This is a genomic window from Rhodoferax sp. U2-2l, from assembly GCF_020594515.1.
Classification (GTDB): domain Bacteria; phylum Pseudomonadota; class Gammaproteobacteria; order Burkholderiales; family Burkholderiaceae_C; genus Rhodoferax.
In genome coordinates, this window is the sequence record NZ_JAJCTH010000008.1 from 139756 (window position 1) to 161979 (window position 22224).

Genomic DNA, 22224 nt, shown 5'->3' on the forward strand with positions numbered 1-22224 from the left:
TCAATCCACTTTCTTGGCGGCGCGCTTTTTCACCGGCGCGGACAGCAAGGTGTCGAGGTTTTTCACGATCTCGGCTTCGATGTGGTGCTTGAACGCCCCCACCAAAAAACCGAGGTGGGCGTGCAACTCAAAGCGGGTGGCGTCCACATCAAGCTTGCCCTTGACGCCAGAGCGCGAAAAGCGCACCTCATCCACGGCCTCGCCCTCGGTGTAGGCGCAGTCCATGCCAAATTCGGCCTCGGCCTGTTCGGCCCATTTGAAGGCAATCTTGCGGGCCTTGGCCAGGCCCAGAGTGTGTTCACGAACGATGTGTAAATCTGCCATGGTATTTTGAAGTGGATAGATGGGCCGTAAGGTGAAATACGAACTGACAAGGATTTACTCCGTCTCCCGCGGGGAGAGGGTCACGGTGAGGGCAGCGGTGCGGCTTGGCGCCACTGCCGCATCAGTCAGCAGGGCTTGAAGCTGCTGCAAGCGTTCTGCTTCGGGGTTGCGCGCCAACTGTTTGGCGGCGGCGTAAAACCGGGGCCAGTGGCGCCCTTCACGGGCAAACAGGGCATCAAAGGCGGGTACCCAATCGTCATACGCGGCCTGGGCGCCAAAGGCGGCATTGTTGGCCTGCGCCACCCAAGTGTCATAACCGGCGTAGCCACCCCAGCTGTGTTTGAGCACCGCGTAACGGGCTCTGAAATCTTGCATGACGGCTGCTTTTTGGGTCACCAACCCCTGATGGTCCGGGGATGACGGGTCATGGTCCTGGTAAATGTGCGCCAATTGCAGGCGTGTGCTGCGCGTCAGCGCGCGAAACTGCTGGCGGCGCACATCCAACGCGGCAAAGGCTTCCCGGGCCTGCGGCGTGGCCTGGGTGGTCAGCCAGTGCGCGCCACCCAGGCGCTCCACCGCGGTGGCAAAGGATTCGTTGAACGCCGTGTCACCGGGCACATACAGCACCTGATGCGCCAGTTCATGAAACATCAACCGCGCCAGCTCACCGTCTGGCAGGTGAACAAAGGTGCTGAGCAGCGGGTCGCCACCCAGCCAGTTCATCCAGCCCAGCGTGGAATAGGCCGGCACGCCGTACACGCTGGCTTCCAGCCCTTGGGCACGCAGCTCGGCCGCGTGCGCCTGGGCATCGGCCTCGGCAAAATAACCCCGGTAACCGACACAACCCGCCACCGGGAAACACCAGGTTTTGAGCTCCAACGACCACTCGGGCGCGGCCACCACGTTCCACACCACGTAACGGCGTGGCAGGCTGGCAAAGCGGGTGTAGCTGGCGTTGTCGGGCAGGTGCAGCGCCGTCACCGAAAAACGGCGCAGCGCCTGGGCCAGGCTGAGGCGCTGGCGCAAGGCATCCGGGGTTTGGGGGTCGGCCAGCCAGTCGTCGATGGGGCGCGCTGCCGCCAGCAACTGCAGGTGACCACCCGCTGACTGTGCGGCATACCGGGTGTCGGCACAACCAGCCAGCACAGCGGCCAGCAGCCCCCCCAGCAGCAGGCCAAGCCAGCGCTCAGGTTGCCTCACACCCGCCCCCAAAGCCGGGCCGCGTTGTCACCGCACCCCGAATAGGGCTACCATGACTGTCAGCCAGATTGATCAATTCAGAAGGACGCACCATGCTCTACAAGTTCAAATCCAAAACCACCGGGGATGTGATTATGTTGCAGCCCAACGGCCAGCGTGTGCTGGAGATCATTGGCAAGCACAGCGCGGACGACCCCAGCGTGAAGGGCATTTTGCTGCCCGAGCAGATGCCGCACGCCCTGGCCGCGCTGGAGTCTGCCATCGCCCACGAAGAAGCAGCGCGGGCCGAAGCCGTGGCCCTGGCCAAAGCGGACCACGCACCACCACCCCAGTTTGACGTGGTCAGCCTGCGCCAACGCGCCCTGCCCTTCATGGACATGGTGCGCCATTGCCTGCAGGCCGATGAGCCGATCGTCTGGGGTGTTTAGCTATTTGTAACTGCGGGCGTCTTCGATGACCTTGCCGTCGTTGGGCAAGGTGCCCGGCGCCAGCACCTCGACCTGACCGCGCAGCTTGGTCACATCGCGGATGGCTTCCATCAGCTTGTGTGACAGGTTGTCGGGGCCGCTGCAGGCGGTCTCGACCTTGAGCGTCATGACATCGTTGGCCATCTCGCCGCTGACCACCAGCCGCGCGCGGGTGACTTCGGGGAAACGTTTGGCGATCTGGTCCACCTGACCCGGGTGCACAAACATGCCGCGGATTTTGGTGGTCTGGTCGGCGCGGCCCATCCAGCCCTTGATGCGGGTGTTGCTGCGCCCGGTGGGGCAGGCACCCGGCAGCACGGCGGACAAATCACCGGTGCCAAAGCGGATCAGCGGGTAGGTGGTGTTCAGCGTGGTGACCACCACCTCACCCACCTCACCCGGCGCCACCGGGTCGCCGGTGCCGGGACGCACAATTTCAAGGAACACGCCTTCGTCCACCACCAGGCCCTCGCGGGAGGCGGTCTCGTACGCGATGGAGCCCAGATCGGCCGTGGCGTAACACTGGTAGCCCGCCACGCCCTGCGCGGTGAACCAGTCGCGCAAGGACGGCGGGTAGGCCTCGCCGCCAAACATGGCCTTGGTCACGCTGGGTAGCGCCACGCCCATCTCAGCCGCTTTTTCCAGGATGATTTTCAGAAAACTCGGTGTCCCGATGTAGCCCGCGGGCTGCAATTCGGCCATGGCTTGCACCTGCTGCTCGGTCTGGCCGGTGCCACCCGGGAACACGGTGCAACCCAGCGCGTGGGCGCCGGTTTCCATCATCGACCCGGCGGGCACAAAGTGGTAGCTGAAGCTGTTGTGGATCAGCTCGCCCGGCCGGAAACCCGCCGCAAAGATGGCGCGGGCCATGCGCCAATAGTCACGCGCGGTGCCCTCGGGTTCGTAAATCGGGCCGGGGCTGGCAAACACGCGGGGCATGTGGCTGCCAAAAGCTGCCGCGCTGAAGCCACCAAACACGCTGCCACCGTGCTTGCGGCTGGCCAACTGCAGCGCCAGCAGCTCGTGTTTGCGGGTCACCGGCAGAGTGGCCAGCGCCGCGCGGCTGGTGATGTCCACCGGGTTCACGTCTTTGAGGATCTCGGCAAAGGCGCTAGAGGCCAGCTTGGCATGGGCCACCTGGAGCGGCAGCAGGCGCAGCATGTCGGCTTCACGCTGGGCCGGGTCACGCGTTTCCAGCGCGTCATAAAAATCGGTCATGTTCCATATCTCCTAATTCGATCAACGCTCAGGTGGCGATGCGCAGCGAGCTACCCTTCCAGAAACACCGCAGAACCGGCTTTGCCGGGCTGCTGGTGTTGCCCCCTGCAAGGGGCTGAGGCCAGCGGCTCCGAACCTGCCTGCGCAGGTTTGGACTGGCCGAAGGGCCCCGCCTCCGGCGGCTGGCACGTGGTATAGCCACACGAAGTGGGCAAGCCGGGGGGGTGCCGAACATCAGGCCAGCCAGCGCTTGCGGCGCTTGTAGCTCTTCACGTCTTTGAAGCTCTTGCGCTCGCCACCACCCATGCCAAGATAAAACTCTTTCACGTCTTCGTTGTTGGCCAAATCACTGGCGGCGCCGTCCATCACCACGCGGCCGCTTTCCATGATGTAGCCATAGTCGGCGTACTTCAGGGCCATGTTGGTGTTTTGCTCAGCCAGCAAAAAGGTCACCTTTTCCTTGTGGTTCAGGTCTTTGACGATGTTGAACACCTCTTCCACAATCTGCGGCGCCAGGCCCATGGAGGGCTCGTCGAGCAGCACCATGCTGGGGTTGGTCATGAGCGCGCGGCCAATCGCACACATCTGCTGCTCGCCACCGCTGGTGTACGCCGCCTGGCTGGTGCGGCGGGTTTTGAGGCGCGGGAAGTAGGTGTAGACCTTGTCGAGGTTGGCTGCGATTTCGCCTTTATCCTTGCGGGTGTAGCTGCCGGTGAGCAGGTTTTCCTCGATGGTCAGGTGGGCAAAGCAGTGGCGGCCCTCCATCACCTGCACCACGCCCCGGTTCACCAGATCGGCGGGCGACAGGTTTTCGATGCGTTCGCCGCGCAGCTCGATGCTGCCCTTGGTGACCTCACCGCGCTCACCCTGCAGCAAGTTCGAGATGGCGCGCAGCGTGGTCGTTTTGCCCGCCCCGTTGCCGCCCAGAATGGCGACGATCTTGCCCTCAGGAACATTCAGCGACACGCCCTTCAAGACCAGAATGACGTGGTTGTAAATGACCTCGATGCCGTTGACGTTGAGAACGATTGTGTTGGGTTCCATGTTTCCTTACCTTTATCTGTGCGGCAACCAATTGGCAGCACTGCACGCAATGCTGGCTGTTGGGGTGTGGTTGCAAGCGCTGGCTTTGGTGTTGACGTGGCCTTCTGGGCTGTCATTGCGGACCCGATCCGCAATCCATGTATGCCGGATCAAGTCCGGCATGACAGCCCGGGACAGTTCACCGAGCCAACGCCAACATTTGCAACAACAGACCTTGCATCGCCGACGCAAGGTCTCTCAACCGATCAAGACTGGCAATCTGCCGAGGTCCGCGGTGTCAGCTTTTTCTCGGCTGCGTACTTGGCAGCGGTAGTCTTGACCAGCGGCTTGATGATCTGCTCGTCAGCCTGCAGCCAGTCAGAGGTGAACTTCCAGGCGGCGCCATCCCAGGTGTGGATACGTGCCCAGGCCGAGCCCATGTGGTCAAAACACGAGGTGCTGACCGGGCGCATCACCCCGGCAAACCCCAGCGCATCGAGCTTGGCCTGGGTCAGGTTCAGGTTTTCCAGGCCCCAGCGGATTTGCTCGCCAGTCATGACCTTGCCTTTGCCAAAACGCTCTTGGGCGGAGCGCACGCCTTCAATGCCGAGCATGGCGCTCATGGCACCGCGCATGTAGAGCACCTGGCCCACTTCTTCCTTGGGGCCGGTGCCCTGGCCCTTGGCGTGCAACATGTCCAACACATCTTTCACCAGCTTGGACTGCGGCTCGGCACCATGCTGCATGGTCACCGCGTTGTAGCCCTTGGCGCCGTCGGCCACGTCTTTGACGTCAGGCTCGGCACCAGCCCACCACACGCCGTACATCTTGTCGCGCGGATAGCCGGTGGCTTGCGCTTCCTTGATGGCAGTGGAGTTCATCACGCCCCAGCCCCACAGCACCACATAAGCTGGGCGCGCCTGGCGCACCTGCAGCCAGGTGGCTTTTTGCTCGACACCGGGGGCGGTCACCGGCAACAGTTGCAACTCAAAGCCGTGCATCTTGGCGCGCTCTTGCAGCAGCGGAATGGGTTCTTTGCCGAACGGGCTGTCGTGGTAGACCAGCGCGAGCTTTTTGCCTTTGAGCTTGTCCAGGCCACCCTCTTTTTTGGCAATCGCCTGGATGATGGCATCCGCCGCCACCCAGTAAGTGCCAGCGATCGGGAAATTCCACTTGAACACCGAGCCGTCCGAGCTTTCGCTGCGGCCATAACCAATGGTCACCACCGGAATCTTGTCGACGGGCGCTTTCTCGGTCAGGGCAAAGGTGGCACCGGTCGACAGCGGCTGCACAAAGCTGGCGCCCTTGCTTTTCAGGCGCTCATAACACTCCACGCTGCGGGCGGTGTCGTAAGCGGTTTCACATTCTTCAAACGAGATCTTGACGCCATTGATGCCGCCACGGGCGTTCACCAGCTTGAGGTAGTCCACATAACCGTTGGCCCATGGCACGCCGTTGGGCGCATACGGCCCGGTGCGGTAGGAGAGCACCGGTACAAACTGCTCTTTGGCCTGGGCAAAGGCACTGGTCGACACGACCGAAGCACCCACTGCCAGCGCCGCCACAGCCACCATCACGTTACGAACTTTCATTGTTGTCTCCTGAAGAATAAAAAGATCAAGGCACCGGAAAAATTCACACCACCAACCGCTCAATGCGGGAACGGCCACAGCCGCAGCTTCTGCTTCATGGTGGCCCACAGCTTGGCCAGCCCATGCGGCTCGACAATCAAAAACCAGACGATCAGGCCACCGAAGATCATCAGTTCGGCATGTGCCACGCCAGCCGTGGAGATCTCGATGCCCACCAGGCCCAGCACCAGCGGCAGAAACTGGTTCAAAAAGATCGGCAGGATGACGATGAACGCAGCGCCAAAAAACCCGCCCATGATTGAGCCCAGACCGCCAATGATCACCATGAACAGCAGCCGGAACGACAGGTCCACCGAGAACGCCGCCGGCTCCCACGAGCCCAGGTAAATGAACGCCCACAAGGCCCCGGCCACACCGACGATGAACGAGCTGACGGCAAACGCGGTGAGCTTGGCGTACATCGGGCGGATGCCAATCACGCTGGCGGCCACGTCCATGTCACGAATCGCCATCCACTCGCGGCCTATGGCCGAGCGCACCAGGTTTTTGGCCAGCAGCGCCAGCACCGTCAGCATGGCCACACAAAACAGGTACTTGCTCACCGGGCTGTCAATCGGCAGGCCCAACACCTGCAGGTTCGACACCGACACCGAGCCCGAGGGCGTGTCCATGGTGAACCACTTGATACGCAAAAACATCCAGTCGGCAAAAAACTGCGCCGCCAGCGTGGCCACCGCCAGGTACAGGCCTTTCACCCGCAAGCTCGGCAGGCCGAACAGAATGCCGAAAAACGTGGCGCACAAGCCGCCCAGAATCAGCGTCGGAATCAGCGGCATGCCCGGAATGCGCACAAAGAAGTTGTAGGCCCCGTAAGCCCCCACCGCCATGAACGCGCCCGAGCCCAGCGAGATCTGGCCACAGTAGCCCACCAGAATGTTCACCCCCAGGGCGGCCAGCGCCATGATCACAAACGGGATCAGAATCGCCTGGAACAGGTAGTCGCTGGCCAGCAGCGGCACCGCCACAAACGCCACCGCAAGGATGAGCCCCATGGCGACGCGGTCTTGCGCGATGGGCAGAATCTGCTGGTCTGCCCGGTAGCTGGTTTTGAATTGGCCGTTTTCTCTGTAAAACATTTTTTGTTTCTCTTAAACGCGATCAATGATCTTCTCGCCAAACAACCCCTGCGGGCGGATCAGCAAAAAGCCCAGCGCCAGCACATAGGCAAACCAGATCTCAATCCCGCCACCCACATACGGCCCGAGGTACACCTCGGACAACTTTTCGCCCACCCCAATGATCAGCCCGCCAATGATGGCGCCCGGCACCGAGGTCAGGCCGCCCAGAATCACCACCGGCAAGGCGCGCATGGCAACCGTGGCCAGCGAGAACTGCACCCCCAGCTTGCTGCCCCAGATCATCCCGGCCACCAGCGCCACCACCCCGGCTACACACCAGACAATGACCCAGATGCGGTTCAGTGGGATACCAATACTTTGCGCGGCCTGGTGGTCATCGGCCACAGCGCGCAAGGCCCGGCCGGTCGACGTTTTCTGGAAAAACACACTGAGTGCCGCCACCAGCACCGCGGCAATGACGGCGGCGTAAAGGTCTTCCTTGTTGATCAGGATGCCGCCTTCAAACACCGAGTCCAGCCAGAACACCGGGTCTTTGGGCATGCCGATGTCGATCTTGTAAATGCTGCCGCCAAACAGCGTCTGCCCCAGTCCTTCCAGAAAGTAGGCAATGCCCAGCGTGGCCATCAGCAGCGTGGTGCCTTCCTGGTTGACCAGATGCCGCAGCGCCAGGCGCTCGATCAGCCAGGCCACCACAAACATCACGCCACCCGCGCCCACAAAGCCAATCAGGTTGGCCAGAAACAGCTGGTCGCCGCCCAGCCAGACACCGGCCCACTCCGAGAAGCGCGCCATGGCCAGTGCGGCAAACAGCACCATCGCGCCCTGGGCAAAGTTGAAGACGCCGCTGGCCTTGTAGATCAGCACAAAGCCCAGCGCCACCAGCGAATACAGCATGCCCGCCATCAGGCCGCCGAACAGAGTTTCAAGAAAAAAAGCCATGTTGTTGTTCCTTAGCCTGCAATAAGCCTGCGGCACGGGCCGCCCTCATCCCCACCTTCCCCCAGCGGGGGAAGGGGTAACAGCCGGACCGCAGTTTTCACCCTCTCCCGCTGGAAGAGGGCTGGGGTGAGGGCGCGGCGGTTTGCCAAACTGAGAATTCGATGTAACGGCATGTCCATGAGCATCAATGCCCCGTACCCAAATACGCGCTGATGACTTCTTCGTTGGTGCGCACCTCGTCCGGCGTGCCGTCGCCAATCTTCTTGCCGTAGTCCAGCACCACCACGCGGTCGCTGATGTCCATCACCACGCCCATGTCGTGCTCGATCAGGACGATGGTGGTGCCAAATTCCTCGTTCACATCGAGCACAAAACGGCTCATGTCCTGCTTTTCTTCCACGTTCATGCCGGCCATGGGTTCGTCCAACAGCAGCAACTGCGGCTCCATCGCCAGCGCGCGACCCAGGTCGACGCGTTTTTGCAGGCCGTATGGCAACTGGCCCACCGGGGTTTTGCGGAACGCCTGAATTTCCAGAAAGTCGATGATGTGTTCGACAAACTCGCGGTGTTTCTCCTCCTCACGCTGGGCCGGGCCGATGCGTAATGCCTGCAAAAACAGGTTGCTTTTGATCTTCAGGTTGCGCCCGGTCATGATGTTGTCGATGACGCTCATGCCCTTGAACAGCGCCAGATTCTGGAAGGTGCGCCCGATGCCCATGCTGGCCACCTGGTAGCTGTCCATGTGGCTGAAGGTTTTACCTCTGAAAGTGATAGCACCTTCGGTAGGCCGGTAAACGCCGTTGATGCAATTAAGCATGGAGCTTTTACCTGCGCCGTTGGGGCCGATGATGGCGCGCACCTCGTGTTCACGCACGTCAAAGCTGATGTCGGTCAGCGCTTTCACGCCGCCGAATCGCAGGGAGATGTTCTTGACGTCCAGAATGACGTCACCGATGAGTTTGGTTGCCATGGGGTGAACTTCTTTCAGGCGGCGGCCTTGACGGGCGCAAAGGTCTTGGTGTCGTCAATACGCAGTGTGGCGCTGACCTTGCCGGTGCGGCCGTCTTCAAACTTGACCTGGGTTTCAATGAACTGGGTGGTTTTGCCGCCGTAAAGCGCGTCAATCAACACGTCGTATTTGTCGGCAATGAAGCCCCGGCGAACCTTGTTGGTGCGGGTCAGCTCACCGTCGTCGGCATCAAGCTCCTTGTGCAGCACCAGGAAACGGCTGACTTGGGAACCGGCCAGCAGCGTGTCCACACTCAGGTCGGCGTTGACTTTTTCGACACATTCCTTGATGAGCTGGTACACCTCGGGCTTTTGCGCCAGGTCGGTGTAGCCCGCATACGGCAGGTTGCGCCGCTCGGCCCAGTTGCCCACGGCTTCAAAGTCGATGTTGATCATGACGCAGACTTTGTCGCGGCCGTCGCCGTAGGCCACCACTTCCTTGATGTGCTGGAAGAATTTCAGCTTGTTTTCCACATACTTGGGCGCAAACATGGCGCCGTCGTTGGCACCGCCCTGGATGCGGCCCACGTCTTTGACGCGGTCGATGATCTTGAGGTGGCCATGCGCGTCCAGAAAACCCGCGTCGCTGGTGTGGTACCAGCCATCGGCGGTCAGCACTTCAGCCGTGGCTTCGGGGTTCTTGAAGTAGCCTTTGAGTAGGCCTGGCGACTTGACCAGGATCTCGCCGTTGTCGGCCACCTTGATTTCCACGCCCGCGCAAGGCACGCCCACGGTATCGGCACGGGCTTCGTGGTCGGGCTGCAGGCAGACAAACACGGCGGTCTCAGTTGAGCCATAGAGTTGTTTCAGATTCACGCCAATGGAGCGGTAAAAGCTGAACAGGTCTGGCCCAATCGCCTCACCTGCCGTGTAGGCCACCCGCACGCGGGAAAAACCCAGGGTGTTGCGCAGCGGGCCATATACCAGAAAGTCGCCGATGGCGTACAGCAGCCGGTCACCCGAGCCGACCGATTTGCCGTCCATCAACGTGGGGCCAACGCGTTTGGCCACGTCCATGAAGTAGTGAAACATCTTGCGCTTGAGCGTGCCCGCGTCTTCCATGCGGATCATCACGCTGGTCAGCAAGCCTTCAAACACGCGTGGCGGCGCAAAGTAATAGGTGGGCCCAACTTCTTTCAGGTCGATGGTCACCGTAGCGGCGGACTCGGGGCAGTTCACCACGTAACCGCAGCTCAGCCACTGCGCGTAAGAAAAGATGTTTTGCCCGATCCAGGCCGGCGGCAGGTAGGCCAGCACGTCTTCCTTGTGGGTCAGCTTGTCAAAGTCAGCCCCGGCGCGGGCGCGGTTCAGGAGCGTGTCGTGCGTGTGCACCACACCCTTGGGGTTGCCGGTGGTGCCGCTGGTGAAAAACATGGCGGCCACGTCGTCGGGCTGCACCGTGGCGACCTGTTCCTTGAAGAAGTCGGTGTGGATGGCGGCAAAGGCTTTGCCAGCGGCAATCAGCTCGTCGAGTGCGGCCAGACCAGGCTCGTCGTAATTGCGCAGGCCACGCGGATCGTCAAACCAGATGTGTTGGAGCTGCGGGCATTGCTCGCGGATTTCCAGCAGTTTGTCGACCTGCTCCTGGTCTTCGGCAAAGGCAAAACTCACCTCGGCGTTGTTGATGGGGAACACACACTCCATCGCCGCGGCGTCCTGGTACAGCGCGATCGGCACCGCACCCAGGCTCTGCACCGCCAGCATGGTGGCATACAGGCGCGGGCGGTTGGCACCGATGACGATCATGTGGTCATGCTGGCGCAAGCCCGCCTGATGCAGGCCGCAGGCCAGGTGCGACACCAGCGCGGCCATGTCGGCCCAGCTGATGGCCTGCCAGATGCCGTACTCTTTCTCGCGCATGGCCGTGTCCTGGGGCCGGGCGCTGGCGTGGTTCAGCAGTAGTTGCGGGAAAGTCGTTTGCATGGCTCGCCTTGTCTCCGGGGCTGTGTCGTTACTCAAAACGGGCTGAATACCGCGTTTGGTGTGGCGCAATGATAGGGTTCGATTTGACGCTAAGTTGTCGTTTGGACGACAATTCAGCGGATTCTCGGTAGGTGTTTTCCCTGCGTGCGTCTGCCCCTTCATCTCTCCTTTTTGCGAAAGGATGCCGTCACATGAGCACCGAAGCCAGCTTGTTGCAGCGCCGCCGCCCACTGACCGCCGCCGAGTTGGGCGTGATCCCGTGGCTGACCGTGTTGCAGCCTGACGAACGTGAACGCGCGGTGGCAGACCTCAAGATCACCGACGCCAAGCCGGGTGATTTCGTCTGCCGCACCGGCCGCCCCGTGACCTATTGGTTTGGCCTGGTGGACGGCCTGTTGAAGATGAGCGCCGACAACATCGACGGCCAGACCATGACCTTCACCGGCGTACCACCTGGCGGCTGGTTTGGCGAGGGCACCGCCCTGAAACGCGAGGTGTACCGCTACAACATCCAGGCGCTGCGCAAAAGTCTGGTGGCCGGGCTGCACGTGGACACCTTTCACTGGCTGCTGGACCACTCCATTGGCTTCAACCGCTTTGTCATGCGCCAGCTCAACGAACGGCTGGGCCAGTTCATCGCCGCGCGCGAGATCGACCGCATGGGTAACCCCAACATCCGCGTGGCGCGCAGTCTGGCCGCGCTGTTCAACCCGGTGCTCTACCCCGGTTTGGGCGCCGTGCTGCGCATCACACAACAAGAGATGGCGTACCTGGTCGGCCTGTCACGCCAGCGGGTCAACGAAGCCCTGACCAAGCTGGCTTCTGAGGGCGCGATTGCGGTGGAATACGGCGGCTTGCGGGTGCTGAATTTGCAGGCGCTGAGGACGGGGATGTTTTGAGCATGACGTCGTTGGCATCAGCGGCGGTGTTGGATGACCGAGGCCCGCGGGTCGTGTGGTTTTAGACGGCTCCGGTAGCATCTTGCGCAGCCTTTGCGTGCGATGGGCGTTGGCGCTGAGGTCGCTGGTTTTTCAACATTTTTCGAAGGAAGAACATCCCATGACACTGAACTTTTCACACCTTGCCAAGTTGGGTGCGGCCCTGGCACTGGGCGCATGCCTGTCGGGTGCGGCCTTGGCCCAGACGGCTGACCCGCATGCGGGCCACAGCATGGCGATGCCTGCCAGCACGGGCACATCGGCGTCGAACGCCGCCTTTGAGCAGGCCAACGCCAAAATGCACAAGGACATGGCGGTGCCGCTCACGGGCGACGCCGACCGTGACTTTCTGGCCGGCATGATCCCGCACCACCAGGGCGCCATTGACATGGCGAATGTGGTGCTCAAGTACGGCAAAGACCCCAAGGTGAAGCAACTGGCGCAAGACATCATTGCCGCGCAAAAGCAGGAAATTGCCATGATGCAGGCCTGGCTGAAGGAAAAACAGGTCGTCAAGTAGACCGCAGCCAGCGGGTCACCGCTGCTGGAGATCCATGTAAAATCGTGCTTTAGCCCTTGATTTATAAAGGCTAACAGCTATATTTTTTATACCATGACCACACCCTCCACGCCTCCGGTCTTCCGCCGTGCCGCGCCGCCACCCGCCAAAGCGCCCCTTCCTGCGGGGCAAAGCAACACCGCCGCCCATGGCGCGGGCGGCACCTTGCGGCTGAACAAACGCATGGCCGAGCTGGGTCTCGCCTCGCGCCGCGAAGCGGATGAATGGATCAGCAAAGGCTGGGTCAAGGTCAATGGTCGGGTGGCCGAGATGGGCCAGCAGGTCACGCCCGATGTGAAGATCGAGATCGACAAGCAAGCCAAAGGCGCGCAGGCCAAACAGGTCACCATCCTGATCAACAAGCCACTTGGCCTGGTGAGTGGCCAGGCCGAGGACGGTCACCAGCCCGCCATCACCCTGGTGCAGCCGCAAAACCGCTGGACCGAGGACAACGCACGCTTTTTCTTCCACCCGAGCCAGCTCAAAAGTCTGGTGCCCGCCGGGCGCCTGGACATCGATTCCACCGGCCTGCTGGTGCTCACCCAGGACGGTCGGGTGGCGCGCCAGCTGATTGGCGAAGACGCCACCATGGAGAAGGAATACCTGGTGCGGGTGATTTACACCGGGATTGAAAACACGCTGGCCGCCACCTCGGCCGCAGCCACCTACGCGGCCCGACCAGCAGTCCGCGCGCCGTTGCCTGCGGGCGCCACCCAGCAGCTCAGCCGCATCGACGATGACGACCCGATCACAGAAGATGTGCAGTCGGTTTTTCCGGCTGCCAAACTGGCGCTCTTACGCCACGGCCTGAGCCTGGATGGCCAGCCTTTGAGGCCCGCCCGCGTAGAGTGGCAAAATGCGCAGCAGCTTCGCTTCGTCCTGACCGAGGGCAAAAAGCGCCAGATCCGGCGCATGTGCGAGCAGGTTGGCTTGAAAGTGGTGGGTTTGAAACGTGTGCGTATTGGCCGGGTGATGCTGGGAAACCTGCCCGTTGGTCAATGGCGCTACCTGGCACCCCACGAGCAGTTCTGAGCCTGGCGCAAGCTGGGCACAACTGGTTTGGCAGGCTTTGGTTGTACCCCGAAAGCTGCCGTCCACGTTCCTACGCCAATCCATGTTGCGCGCTGTTGCGCGACAAGAACACACGTCGTTTTCTCAAGGAACATGCATGACCGTTTTTGCCCGCACCGTCACTGGTTGGCTGTGCCATGCCGCCTTGCCTGACGACCAACCCTTTTTAAACCATGCATTTACCCCACGAACCCACCCACCTGCCCCTTGAGGTGCACGACCCCAGCGAGCCAGAAGAAAAAACGCGGGTGACGCTGAAAATTGAAGACTGGCTCACCGTGATCGTGATGGCGCTGCTGGCACTGGTCACCTTCAGCAATGTGCTGGTGCGTTACTTCACCAACGAGTCGTTTGCCTGGACCGAAGAGTTTTCGGTGTTCCTGATGATTGTGCTGGCGCTGGTGGCGGGCTCGGCCTCGGTGGCGCGCAACCGGCAGATCCGCATCGAGTACTTTGCCGACAGCGGCCCGCTCTCAAGGCAAAAGGCGCTGGCACGTTTTGGCGCGCTGATGATGGCGCTGCTGTTTGCGCTGATTGCCGTTTTGAGCGTGCGCACCGTGTACGACGACTTCCAGTACGGCGAAACCTCGCCCGGCATCGGCGTTCCGCAGTGGTGGTACACGATGTGGCTCCCCATCCTGTCCTGCGCCATTTCGCTGCGCGCCTTGGGTCTGTTTATCCGCCGAGGCAAACAGCCATGATCGCCACATTGTTGTTTGTGGTGTTTCTGGGCATGATGATTCTGGGCGTGCCGATTGGGGCGGCGCTGGGCCTGGCTGGGGCGGCAGCCATTGCGCTGGCCAACGCGGATGCCCAGTGGTTTGGCCTGCTGGCGGTACCGCAGAATTTTTACGCCGGGCTGGGCAAATACCCGCTGCTGGCGATCCCGATGTTCGTGCTGGTAGGCTCGATCTTTGACCGCTCCGGCGTGGCGCTGCGCTTGGTCAACTTTGCCGTGGCAATAGTCGGGCGTGGCCCGGGCATGCTGCCCCTGGTGGCCATTGTGGTGGCCATGTTCCTCGGTGGCATTTCGGGCTCTGGCCCGGCCAATGCAGCCGCTGTGGGCGCGGTGATGATTGCCGCCATGTCGCGTGCGGGTTACCCGGCAGCGTTTTCGGCGAGCGTGGTGGGCGCTGCGGCGGCCACCGACATCCTGATCCCGCCGTCCATTGCCTTCATCGTTTATTCGATTCTGGTGCCGGGTGCGTCGGTGCCCGCGCTGTTTGCAGCAGGCATGATTCCGGGCATTCTGGCGGGTATCGCCCTGATCGTGCCCACTGTCTGGCTGGCGCGCAAACACCACATGGGCGCACTGGAGGCCACCCTGCCCCGGCCGCCGTTCTGGGCCAGTTTGCGTGACGCCGCCTGGGGTCTGACGGCACCGGTGCTGATTTTGGGCGGCATGCGCGCGGGCTGGTTCACCCCCACCGAGGCAGCGGTGGTGGCGGTGTTTTACGGCCTGTTTGTGGGTATGGTGATCCACCGAACGATCAAGGTGCGTGACCTGTATGACATCCTGCGCGAATCGGGCGAGTTGTCGGCGGTGATCCTGCTGGTGGTGGCGCTGGCGGGCATTTTTGCGTTTTCGCTGTCCACCCTGGGGGTGATTGACCCGGTGACCACGGCCATCGTCAACTCCGGGCTGGGTGAATACGGCGTGCTGGCGCTGCTGATCGTGTTGCTGATCACCGTGGGCATGTTTCTGGACGGCATCTCGATCTTTTTGATTTTTGTGCCGCTGCTGTGGCCCATCGTGCAACACTACCAGTGGGACCCGGTCTGGTTTGGGGTGATCCTGACACTCAAGGTCGCTTTGGGGCAGTTCACCCCGCCGCTGGCGGTGAACCTGATGGTGTCGTGCCGCATTGCCGGTGTGCGCATGGAAGCCACGGTACGCTGGGTTGGCTGGATGCTGTTGTCGATGTTTTTGGTGATGGTGGCGGTGATCGCCTGGCCAGAACTGGCCTTGTGGTTACCCCGGCAATTGGGATATTGAGGCTTTTATTTAACAAAAAGGAGATGGACGATGATGAAATTGCGAAGAACCCTGGTGAGCTTGGTGGCGGCTGTGGCGGCACTGGGCGCGTTGCCCGCGGCGGCAGTGGCACAAACGCCGTACAAATCGGAATACCGCATGTCACTGGTGCTGGGCACGGCTTTCCCCTGGGGCAAGGGTGGCCAGATCTGGGCGGATCTGGTGAAAGAGCGCACCAAAGGCCGCATCAACATCAAGCTGTACCCCGGCGTGTCGCTGATCCAGGGTGACCAGACGCGTGAATTCAGCGCGCTGCGCCAGGGTGTGATCGACATGGCGGTGGGCTCCACCATCAACTGGTCGCCCCAGGTGCGCCAGCTCAATTTGTTCTCGATGCCGTTCCTGATGCCCGACTACGCCGCCGTTGATGCACTCACGCAAGGCGAGGTGGGCAAACAACTCTTCACCACGCTGGACAAAGCCGGTGTGGTGCCGCTGGCCTGGGGCGAAAACGGCTACCGCGAACTGAGCAACTCCAAACGTGCGGTGCGCACCCCGGCTGACCTCAAAGGCATGAAGATCCGTGTGGTCGGCTCACCGCTGTTCCTGGACACCTTCACCGCACTGGGCGCCAACCCCACACAAATGAGCTGGGCCGATGCGCAGCCCGCTTTTGCCAGCGGCGCGGTCGACGGGCAGGAAAACCCGCTGTCGATCTTCACCGCTGCCAAGTTGCACAACGTGGCACAAAAACACATCACCCTGTGGGGTTATGTGGCCGACCCGCTGATTTTTGTGGTCAACAAGGAGGTCTGGGCCTCCTGGACCCCGGCTGACCAGGCCATCGTGCGCCAGGCCGCCGTGGATGCGGGCAAACAGGAGATCGACATCGCGCGCAAGGGTCTGGTGGAGCCCGGCCAACCGCTGCTCAAAGACATTGCCGCGCTGGGTGTGACGGTGACACAACTCACCCCGGCCGAGCGCGACGCGTTTGTCAAGGCGACTCGCCCGGTGTACGAGAAATGGAAAAAAACCATCGGCGCCGATCTGGTGACCACGGCTGAGCAGGCAATTGCCGCCCGCAAGAAGTGATGCCCCCGCGCGCTGGACGCTGGCGTCTGGCGCGGTGATTCAACCCAGGAGCTGTCATGCCCATTTACGAATACGCCTGCAGCGATTGCGGTCACCCATTTGAAGCGTTGGTGCGCGCCAGCACGGTGCCGACCTGTCCCAACTGCCACTCCACCACGCTGGACAAGCTGTTGTCCGTCTTCGCCACCACGGCCTCAACCGCGGCCATGGCGCCCATGCCGCCCAGCCCCTGCAGTTCGTGCCCGAACTCGGGCGGGCCTGGGGCGTGTGCGATCCAGTGACGTTCAGGGCGATCACCAGCGCCCTGCATCACCCACCCGGGTTTGCGCCCACATCCTCCAAGAGAGCGCCAGAGAAGGCGACCATCACCCATGAAAAAAGTTAATTGGGGCATTCTGAGCACCGCCAAAATCGGCCGCGAAAAAGTCATCCCCGCCCTGCAAAAAGGCCAGCACAGCCAGGTGAGCGCGATTGCCTCGCGCTCGCTGGCGTCGGCCCAAAAAGTGGCCACCGAGCTGGGCATCCCCAAGGCCTATGGCTCGTATGAAGAACTGCTGGCCGACCCCGAGATCGAGGCCATCTACAACCCGCTGCCCAACGACCAGCATGTGGCCTGGACACTGGCCGCTGCGCGCGCAGGCAAACACGTCTTGTGTGAAAAGCCGTTCTCGATGAATGCACAGGAAGCCGAACAGCTGCGCGAAGTGGCGGGCCAAGTACACATCATGGAGGCCTTCATGGTGCGTTTTCACCCGCAGTGGCAGCGTGCGCGCGAGCTGGTGCGCAGTGGCGCCTTGGGGGAGCTGCGCACGGTGCAGGCCTTTTTTTCGTACTTCAACCGCCAGAGCGACAACATCCGCAACCGCGCCGATGTGGGCGGTGGCGCACTCTACGACATTGGGTGTTACGCCATCGTGGCCGGGCGTTTCCTGTTTGAGGCAGAGCCGCTGCGGGTGATCACGCTGATGGACCGCGACCCGGATTTCCAGACCGACCGCACCACCAGCGCGCTGCTCGACTTTGGCGGTGGGCGGCGGCTGGACTTCACGGTGTCGACCCAATCGGTGCCGTTCCAGCGTATCCAGGCGATTGGGACAAAACAGCGCCTGGAGCTGGTGATCCCTTTCAACGCACCTTTGGGTGGCACCACCGACCTGCTGCTCGACAACGGCAGCGTGATTGGTGGGGTATCGGCGCTGCGCGAGACCACTGCGGCCTGTGACATGTACACCCTGCAAGGCGACGCGTTCTCACAGGCGGTACGTGGCGAGATTGCCCTGCCCTACGGACTGGACGACGCCATCTGCAACATGCGCATCATCGACGCCTTGTTCAAGTCGGACCAGAGCGGGCAGTGGGAAGCGGTGTGAGACGCTGAAGGGCCGGCCCCGCCCCTACTCTGGCACCGTATCAGCCCGCTGCGGGCGGCGCCTGGGTAGCGCCGCTAAAATCGGCGCCTTCCAAGGAGCGTTGCAGCGGGCCACACGACCCGTCAGGCTTGGATTTACACAACGACGCTCACCTGCTTTTTTGAATTTCACAGGTGAGTTGCATGTCCGATTTTGTTGTCCCCCCCCTCAAACTGTCCGGCCTGGAGCCTCTGACCATTGGCATCGCCGCAGCGGCTGACGCCGCGCCAAGCGCCACCTTTGTCAACGTCGGTGAGCGCACCAACGTGACGGGCTCCAAGGCTTTTGCCCGCATGATCCTCAACGGCCAATTCGACCAGGCCCTGAGTGTGGCGCGCCAGCAGGTGGAAAACGGCGCCCAGATCATCGACATCAACATGGACGAGGCCATGCTCGACAGCCAGGCGGCCATGGTGAAGTTCCTGAATTTGATAGCATCTGAGCCAGATATATCAAGGGTTCCGGTCATGATTGACTCCAGCAAATGGAGTGTCATCGAGGCCGGGCTGCGCTGTGTGCAGGGCAAGGCGGTGGTCAACTCGATCAGCATGAAAGAGGGTGTGGACGCGTTTAAACACCATGCCAAATTGCTGCGTCGTTATGGTGCCGCCGCCGTGGTGATGGCGTTTGATGAACAGGGCCAGGCCGACACCTATGAGCGCAAGATCCAGATTTGCGAACGCGCTTACCGCATTCTGGTCGACGAAGTTGGGTTCCCGCCGGAAGACATCATTTTTGACCCGAACATCTTCGCTATTGCTACCGGCATTGAGGAGCACAACAACTACGCGGTTGACTTCATCAACGCCACGCGCTGGATCAAACAAAACCTGCCGGGCGCCAAGGTCAGCGGCGGCGTGTCGAATGTGAGCTTTTCCTTCCGGGGCAATGACCCGGTGCGTGAAGCGATCCACACCGTGTTCCTGTACCACGCGATCCAGGCTGGCATGGACATGGGCATCGTCAACGCGGGCATGGTCGGTGTTTATGACGACCTGGAACCCACCCTGCGCGAACGTGTTGAAGACGTGGTGCTGAACCGCCGCGCCGACGCCGGTGAGCGACTGGTCGAGATAGCGGAGACCGCCAAGAGCGGCGCCAAAGACGAGAGCAAAAAGCTCGAATGGCGCGGCACCCCCGAGCACCCGGTGGCGGTGGAGCAGCGCCTGAGCCACGCCATGGTGCACGGCATCACCGACTTCATCGTGGTTGATACCGAAGAGGCTTACCAGCAGATCGTCGCCAAGGGTGGGCGCCCGCTGCATGTGATTGAAGGCCCGCTGATGGCGGGCATGAGCATCGTGGGTGACCTGTTTGGCCAGGGCAAGATGTTCCTGCCGCAGGTGGTCAAGTCGGCCCGGGTTATGAAATCTGCGGTGGCGCACCTGATTCCGTACATCGAAGAAGAAAAGCTGCGCGATGAAGCTGCCGGGCGCGACGTGCAAACCAAAGGCAAGATCGTCATTGCCACCGTCAAGGGCGACGTGCACGACATCGGCAAAAACATCGTCACCGTGGTGCTGCAGTGCAACAACTTTGATGTGGTCAACATGGGTGTGATGGTGCCCTGCCACGAGATCCTGGCACGCGCCAAGGCCGAGGGGGCCGACATCATTGGCCTGAGCGGCCTGATCACACCGAGTCTGGAAGAAATGCAGTACCTGGCCGGTGAAATGCAAAAGGACGACTATTTCCGCATCAAAAAAATCCCGCTGCTGATTGGCGGCGCCACCACCAGCCGGGTGCACACCGCAGTGAAAATTTCGCCGCATTACGAAGGCCCGGTGGTCTATGTACCCGACGCATCCCGCAGCGTGGGTGTGGCGCAAAGCCTGCTCGGTGAACAAGCCAGTGCCTTTGTGGCCGAGTTGCAGACCGACTATGACAAGGTGCGCCAGCAGCACGCCAACAAAAAACAGGTCCCATTGTGGCCGCTGGCCAAGGCACGTGCCAACAAAACCCCGATTGACTGGGCCACCTACCAGCCAACAAAACCGAAGTTCATTGGCCGACGTGAGTTCAAAAACTTCGACCTGGCGGAAATCGCCCGCTACATCGACTGGGGCCCGTTCTTCCAGACCTGGGACCTGGCCGGGCCGTTCCCGGCGATTCTGGACGACGAGGTGGTCGGAGTTGAGGCCAAAAAGGTCTACGCCGACGGCCAAGCCATGCTCAAGAAAATCATCGAAGGCCGCTGGCTCAGCGCCAACGGCGTCATCGGCCTGTACCCCGCCAACGCGGTGGGTGACGACATCGTGCTTTACACCGACGAGAGCCGCAGCAGCGTGGCCCTAACCTGGTACGGCCTGCGCCAGCAAGCTGCCCGCGAAGTGGAAGACGATGGCAGTTACCTGCCCAACCGCTGCTTGGCCGATTTTGTGGCCCCCAAGCAGGTGACGGCTCACCAAGCAGCACTTGGCCAGGCCAGCGTGCCAGCCGCTCCGACCGGTCTGCAGGATTACGTCGGGCTGTTTGCGGTAACCACGGGTCTGGGTGTGGAAAAGAAAGAAGCCCAGTTCCTGGCCGCCCACGACGACTACAGCGCCATCCTGTTCAAGGCGATGGCAGACCGGTTGGCCGAAGCGTTTGCCGAATGCCTGCACCACAAGGTGCGCACCGACCTGTGGGGCTACGCGGCCAACGAACACCTGAATCCGCCCGAACTGATTGCCGAGAAGTACCAAGGCATTCGTCCCGCTCCCGGCTACCCGGCCTGCCCGGACCACAGCGCCAAAACCGCCCTGTTTGCGTTGCTGCAATGCGCCGACATCGGCATGACACTGACCGAGAGCCTGGCCATGGCCCCCGCTGCAAGTGTCAGCGGTTTTTATCTGGCGCATCCGCAGGCCAGCTACTTCAGCGTCGGCAAGATCGGGCAAGACCAGGTTCAAGACATGGCCGAGCGGCGTGGCATGGATGCCAAAGACTTGCAACGGCTGCTGGCGCCGAATTTGTAGGCGGCCAAATTCCCACTGCCGGGCTGGCCTGTGCAGCGGGTTGTAAGCTGTGAGCGTGTCGTCCGACCAAGACGGTGTGCCGCAGAACCCAGTCCTGGTCGGCGCACCTGTCCTGAGCTGTGTCAGACGCACGAATGCCACCCAACGGAGCCCCATTGCATGAATTTGTCCAAAATCACCACCACCCTGTCAGCGCTTGCCGTCAGCCTGAGCGCGGCCCTGACCGCCCAAGCGGCAGATTGGCCGCAAATTGAAGCCCAGGCCAAGGGCCAGACGGTTTATTTCAACGCCTGGGGCGGTGGCGAGGCCATCAATGCCTACCTGGCCTGGGCCGCCAAAGAGGTGCAAGGGCGTTACGGCGTCACAGTCAAACACGTCAAGATCACCGACGCGGCCGAGGTGGTGAAGCGGGTGCAGACCGAAGTGGCCGCCGGGCGCACCAACGACGGCTCGGTCGATCTGATGTGGGTCAACGGCGAGAACTTTCGCAACCTCAAAAACGGCGGCCTGCTGTTTGGCCCGTGGGCCGAAGCGCTGCCCAGCTGGGGGCTGGTGGACCTGAACAAGCCGGTGCGCAGCGATTTCTCCGTGCCCACCGACGGTTATGAAGCGCCCTGGGGCACGGCGCAGCTCACTTTCATCGCCAACAAGGCCACCACGCCTGCGCCACCGCGCTCGGCCGCCGACCTGTTGCGTTTTGCCCAAGCCAACCCGGGCCGCATCAGCTACCCCAAGCCGCCGGATTTTCATGGCACCACGTTCCTCAAGCAGTTGCTGCTTGAACTCACCCCCACGCCCGCGCTGCTGCAACAGCCGGTGAGCGCTGGGGCCTTGGCCAGCGCCACGCCCAAGCTGTGGGCCTATCTGGACGCCTTGCATCCGCACCTGTGGCGCGGCGGCAAAACCTTCCCGGCCAGTGCGGCGGCCATGCACCGCATGCTGGCCGATGGCGAGCTGAAACTCTCGCTCACCTTCAACCCCAACGAGGCCGCCAACCTGATCACCAGCCGCCAGCTGCCCGCCAGCGCCTACAGCTTTGGCTGGCCCGGTGGCACGATTGGCAACGTGCACTTTTTGGCCATCCCGGCCAACGCGCGTGCCAAAGCGGGTGCGCAGGTGTTTGTGAACTTTTTACTGTCCCCCGAAGCCCAGGCACGCAAGGCCGACACCCGCGTGTGGGGCGACGGCACCGTACTCGATGTGGCCAAACTGCCCCTGGATTTGCAGGCACGGATGCGCAACAAGGCACCCGGCGCGCTGACCGAGTCAGTTCCCACCTTGCCCGAGCCCCACGCCAGCTGGGTGGAGGCGCTGGAGGCCGAGTGGCTCCAACGCTACGGTGCGCGCTGATCACCCCATCACGTGAAAAAGCAGGACTGTCATGCCGGCC

Annotated in this window: 20 protein-coding genes and 1 riboswitch; of the genes, 11 read left to right on the forward strand and 9 right to left on the reverse strand. The window is 61.9% G+C overall.

All coding sequences use genetic code 11. The features are described 5' to 3' along the window. The gene (locus tag LHU53_RS09435) at positions 1-324 is read right to left on the reverse strand and encodes a polyhydroxyalkanoic acid system family protein (protein ID WP_227332388.1); all 324 of its coding nucleotides are present in this window, start codon (positions 322-324) and stop codon (positions 1-3) included. Positions 325-378: 54 nt separating this feature from the next. Next, positions 379-1524: an aminopeptidase gene (locus LHU53_RS09440; protein ID WP_227332389.1), complete on the reverse strand. Its 1146-nt coding sequence runs from the start codon at positions 1522-1524 to the stop codon at positions 379-381. 92 nt (positions 1525-1616) lie between these two features. Here LHU53_RS09440 and LHU53_RS09445 point away from each other — a divergent pair, with 92 nt between their 5' ends. Beyond that, entirely contained in the window at positions 1617-1952 is a 336-nt protein-coding gene (locus tag LHU53_RS09445) for a DUF1840 domain-containing protein (protein ID WP_227332390.1), read from the forward strand. Here the strand turns inward: LHU53_RS09445 and LHU53_RS09450 are convergent, their stop codons facing one another. The 7 genes from LHU53_RS09450 to LHU53_RS09480 form a co-directional block, all read right to left on the reverse strand. Then, a complete protein-coding gene (locus LHU53_RS09450; protein ID WP_227332391.1) occupies positions 1953-3209 on the reverse strand; it encodes a phenylacetate--CoA ligase family protein in 1257 nt (418 codons plus the stop codon). Positions 3210-3443: 234 nt separating this feature from the next. Next, on the reverse strand, positions 3444-4253 hold the full coding sequence (locus LHU53_RS09455; RefSeq protein WP_227332392.1) for an ABC transporter ATP-binding protein: 810 nt from the start codon (positions 4251-4253) through the stop codon (positions 3444-3446). 245 nt (positions 4254-4498) lie between these two features. Next, positions 4499-5824 (reverse strand): ABC transporter substrate-binding protein, encoded by a 1326-nt coding sequence (locus LHU53_RS09460; RefSeq protein WP_227332393.1) that lies wholly within the window; start codon positions 5822-5824, stop codon positions 4499-4501. A 59-nt stretch (positions 5825-5883) separates the two neighbouring features. Continuing rightward, entirely contained in the window at positions 5884-6960 is a 1077-nt protein-coding gene (locus LHU53_RS09465) for a branched-chain amino acid ABC transporter permease (RefSeq protein ID WP_227332394.1), read from the reverse strand. Between the two features lie 12 nt (positions 6961-6972). Beyond that, positions 6973-7902 (reverse strand): branched-chain amino acid ABC transporter permease, encoded by a 930-nt coding sequence (locus tag LHU53_RS09470; RefSeq protein WP_227332395.1) that lies wholly within the window; start codon positions 7900-7902, stop codon positions 6973-6975. Positions 7903-8086: 184 nt separating this feature from the next. Beyond that, positions 8087-8872: an ABC transporter ATP-binding protein gene (locus tag LHU53_RS09475; RefSeq protein WP_227332396.1), complete on the reverse strand. Its 786-nt coding sequence runs from the start codon at positions 8870-8872 to the stop codon at positions 8087-8089. A 14-nt stretch (positions 8873-8886) separates the two neighbouring features. Continuing rightward, positions 8887-10833 (reverse strand): long-chain fatty acid--CoA ligase, encoded by a 1947-nt coding sequence (locus tag LHU53_RS09480; protein ID WP_227332397.1) that lies wholly within the window; start codon positions 10831-10833, stop codon positions 8887-8889. Between the two features lie 191 nt (positions 10834-11024). On the opposite strand from LHU53_RS09480, the gene LHU53_RS09485 reads away from it, so the two are divergent. The 10 genes from LHU53_RS09485 (at position 11025) to LHU53_RS09530 (ending at position 22184) form a co-directional block, all read left to right on the forward strand. Beyond that, on the forward strand, positions 11025-11732 hold the full coding sequence (locus tag LHU53_RS09485; RefSeq protein ID WP_227332398.1) for a Crp/Fnr family transcriptional regulator: 708 nt from the start codon (positions 11025-11027) through the stop codon (positions 11730-11732). A gap of 160 nt (positions 11733-11892) precedes the next feature. After that, positions 11893-12291, forward strand: coding sequence for a DUF305 domain-containing protein (locus LHU53_RS09490; RefSeq protein WP_227332399.1), 399 nt, complete (start codon positions 11893-11895; stop codon positions 12289-12291). A gap of 93 nt (positions 12292-12384) precedes the next feature. Next, entirely contained in the window at positions 12385-13362 is a 978-nt protein-coding gene (locus LHU53_RS09495; protein ID WP_255631973.1) for a pseudouridine synthase, read from the forward strand. Between the two features lie 326 nt (positions 13363-13688). Beyond that, on the forward strand, positions 13689-14102 hold the full coding sequence (locus LHU53_RS09500; protein ID WP_370632268.1) for a TRAP transporter small permease: 414 nt from the start codon (positions 13689-13691) through the stop codon (positions 14100-14102). Continuing rightward, the gene (locus LHU53_RS09505; RefSeq protein ID WP_227332401.1) at positions 14099-15397 is read left to right on the forward strand and encodes a TRAP transporter large permease; all 1299 of its coding nucleotides are present in this window, start codon (positions 14099-14101) and stop codon (positions 15395-15397) included. The genes LHU53_RS09500 and LHU53_RS09505 overlap by 4 nt, the downstream gene beginning before the upstream one ends. 33 nt (positions 15398-15430) lie before the next feature. Next, the gene (locus LHU53_RS09510; RefSeq protein ID WP_227332402.1) at positions 15431-16468 is read left to right on the forward strand and encodes a DctP family TRAP transporter solute-binding subunit; all 1038 of its coding nucleotides are present in this window, start codon (positions 15431-15433) and stop codon (positions 16466-16468) included. A gap of 56 nt (positions 16469-16524) precedes the next feature. Further along, positions 16525-16749, forward strand: coding sequence for a zinc ribbon domain-containing protein (locus LHU53_RS09515; RefSeq protein ID WP_227332403.1), 225 nt, complete (start codon positions 16525-16527; stop codon positions 16747-16749). Between the two features lie 90 nt (positions 16750-16839). Beyond that, positions 16840-17838: a Gfo/Idh/MocA family protein gene (locus LHU53_RS09520; protein WP_227332404.1), complete on the forward strand. Its 999-nt coding sequence runs from the start codon at positions 16840-16842 to the stop codon at positions 17836-17838. 86 nt (positions 17839-17924) lie between these two features. Then, positions 17925-17995, forward strand: a riboswitch (S-adenosyl-L-homocysteine riboswitch). Between the two features lie 25 nt (positions 17996-18020). After that, the gene (gene metH, locus LHU53_RS09525; RefSeq protein WP_227332405.1) at positions 18021-20834 is read left to right on the forward strand and encodes a methionine synthase; all 2814 of its coding nucleotides are present in this window, start codon (positions 18021-18023) and stop codon (positions 20832-20834) included. A gap of 159 nt (positions 20835-20993) precedes the next feature. Next, positions 20994-22184 carry an ABC transporter substrate-binding protein gene (locus LHU53_RS09530; protein ID WP_227332406.1) on the forward strand — a complete coding sequence of 397 codons (1191 nt, stop codon included), beginning with the start codon at positions 20994-20996 and terminating at the stop codon, positions 22182-22184. The last annotated feature ends 40 nt before the right edge of the window (positions 22185-22224 follow it).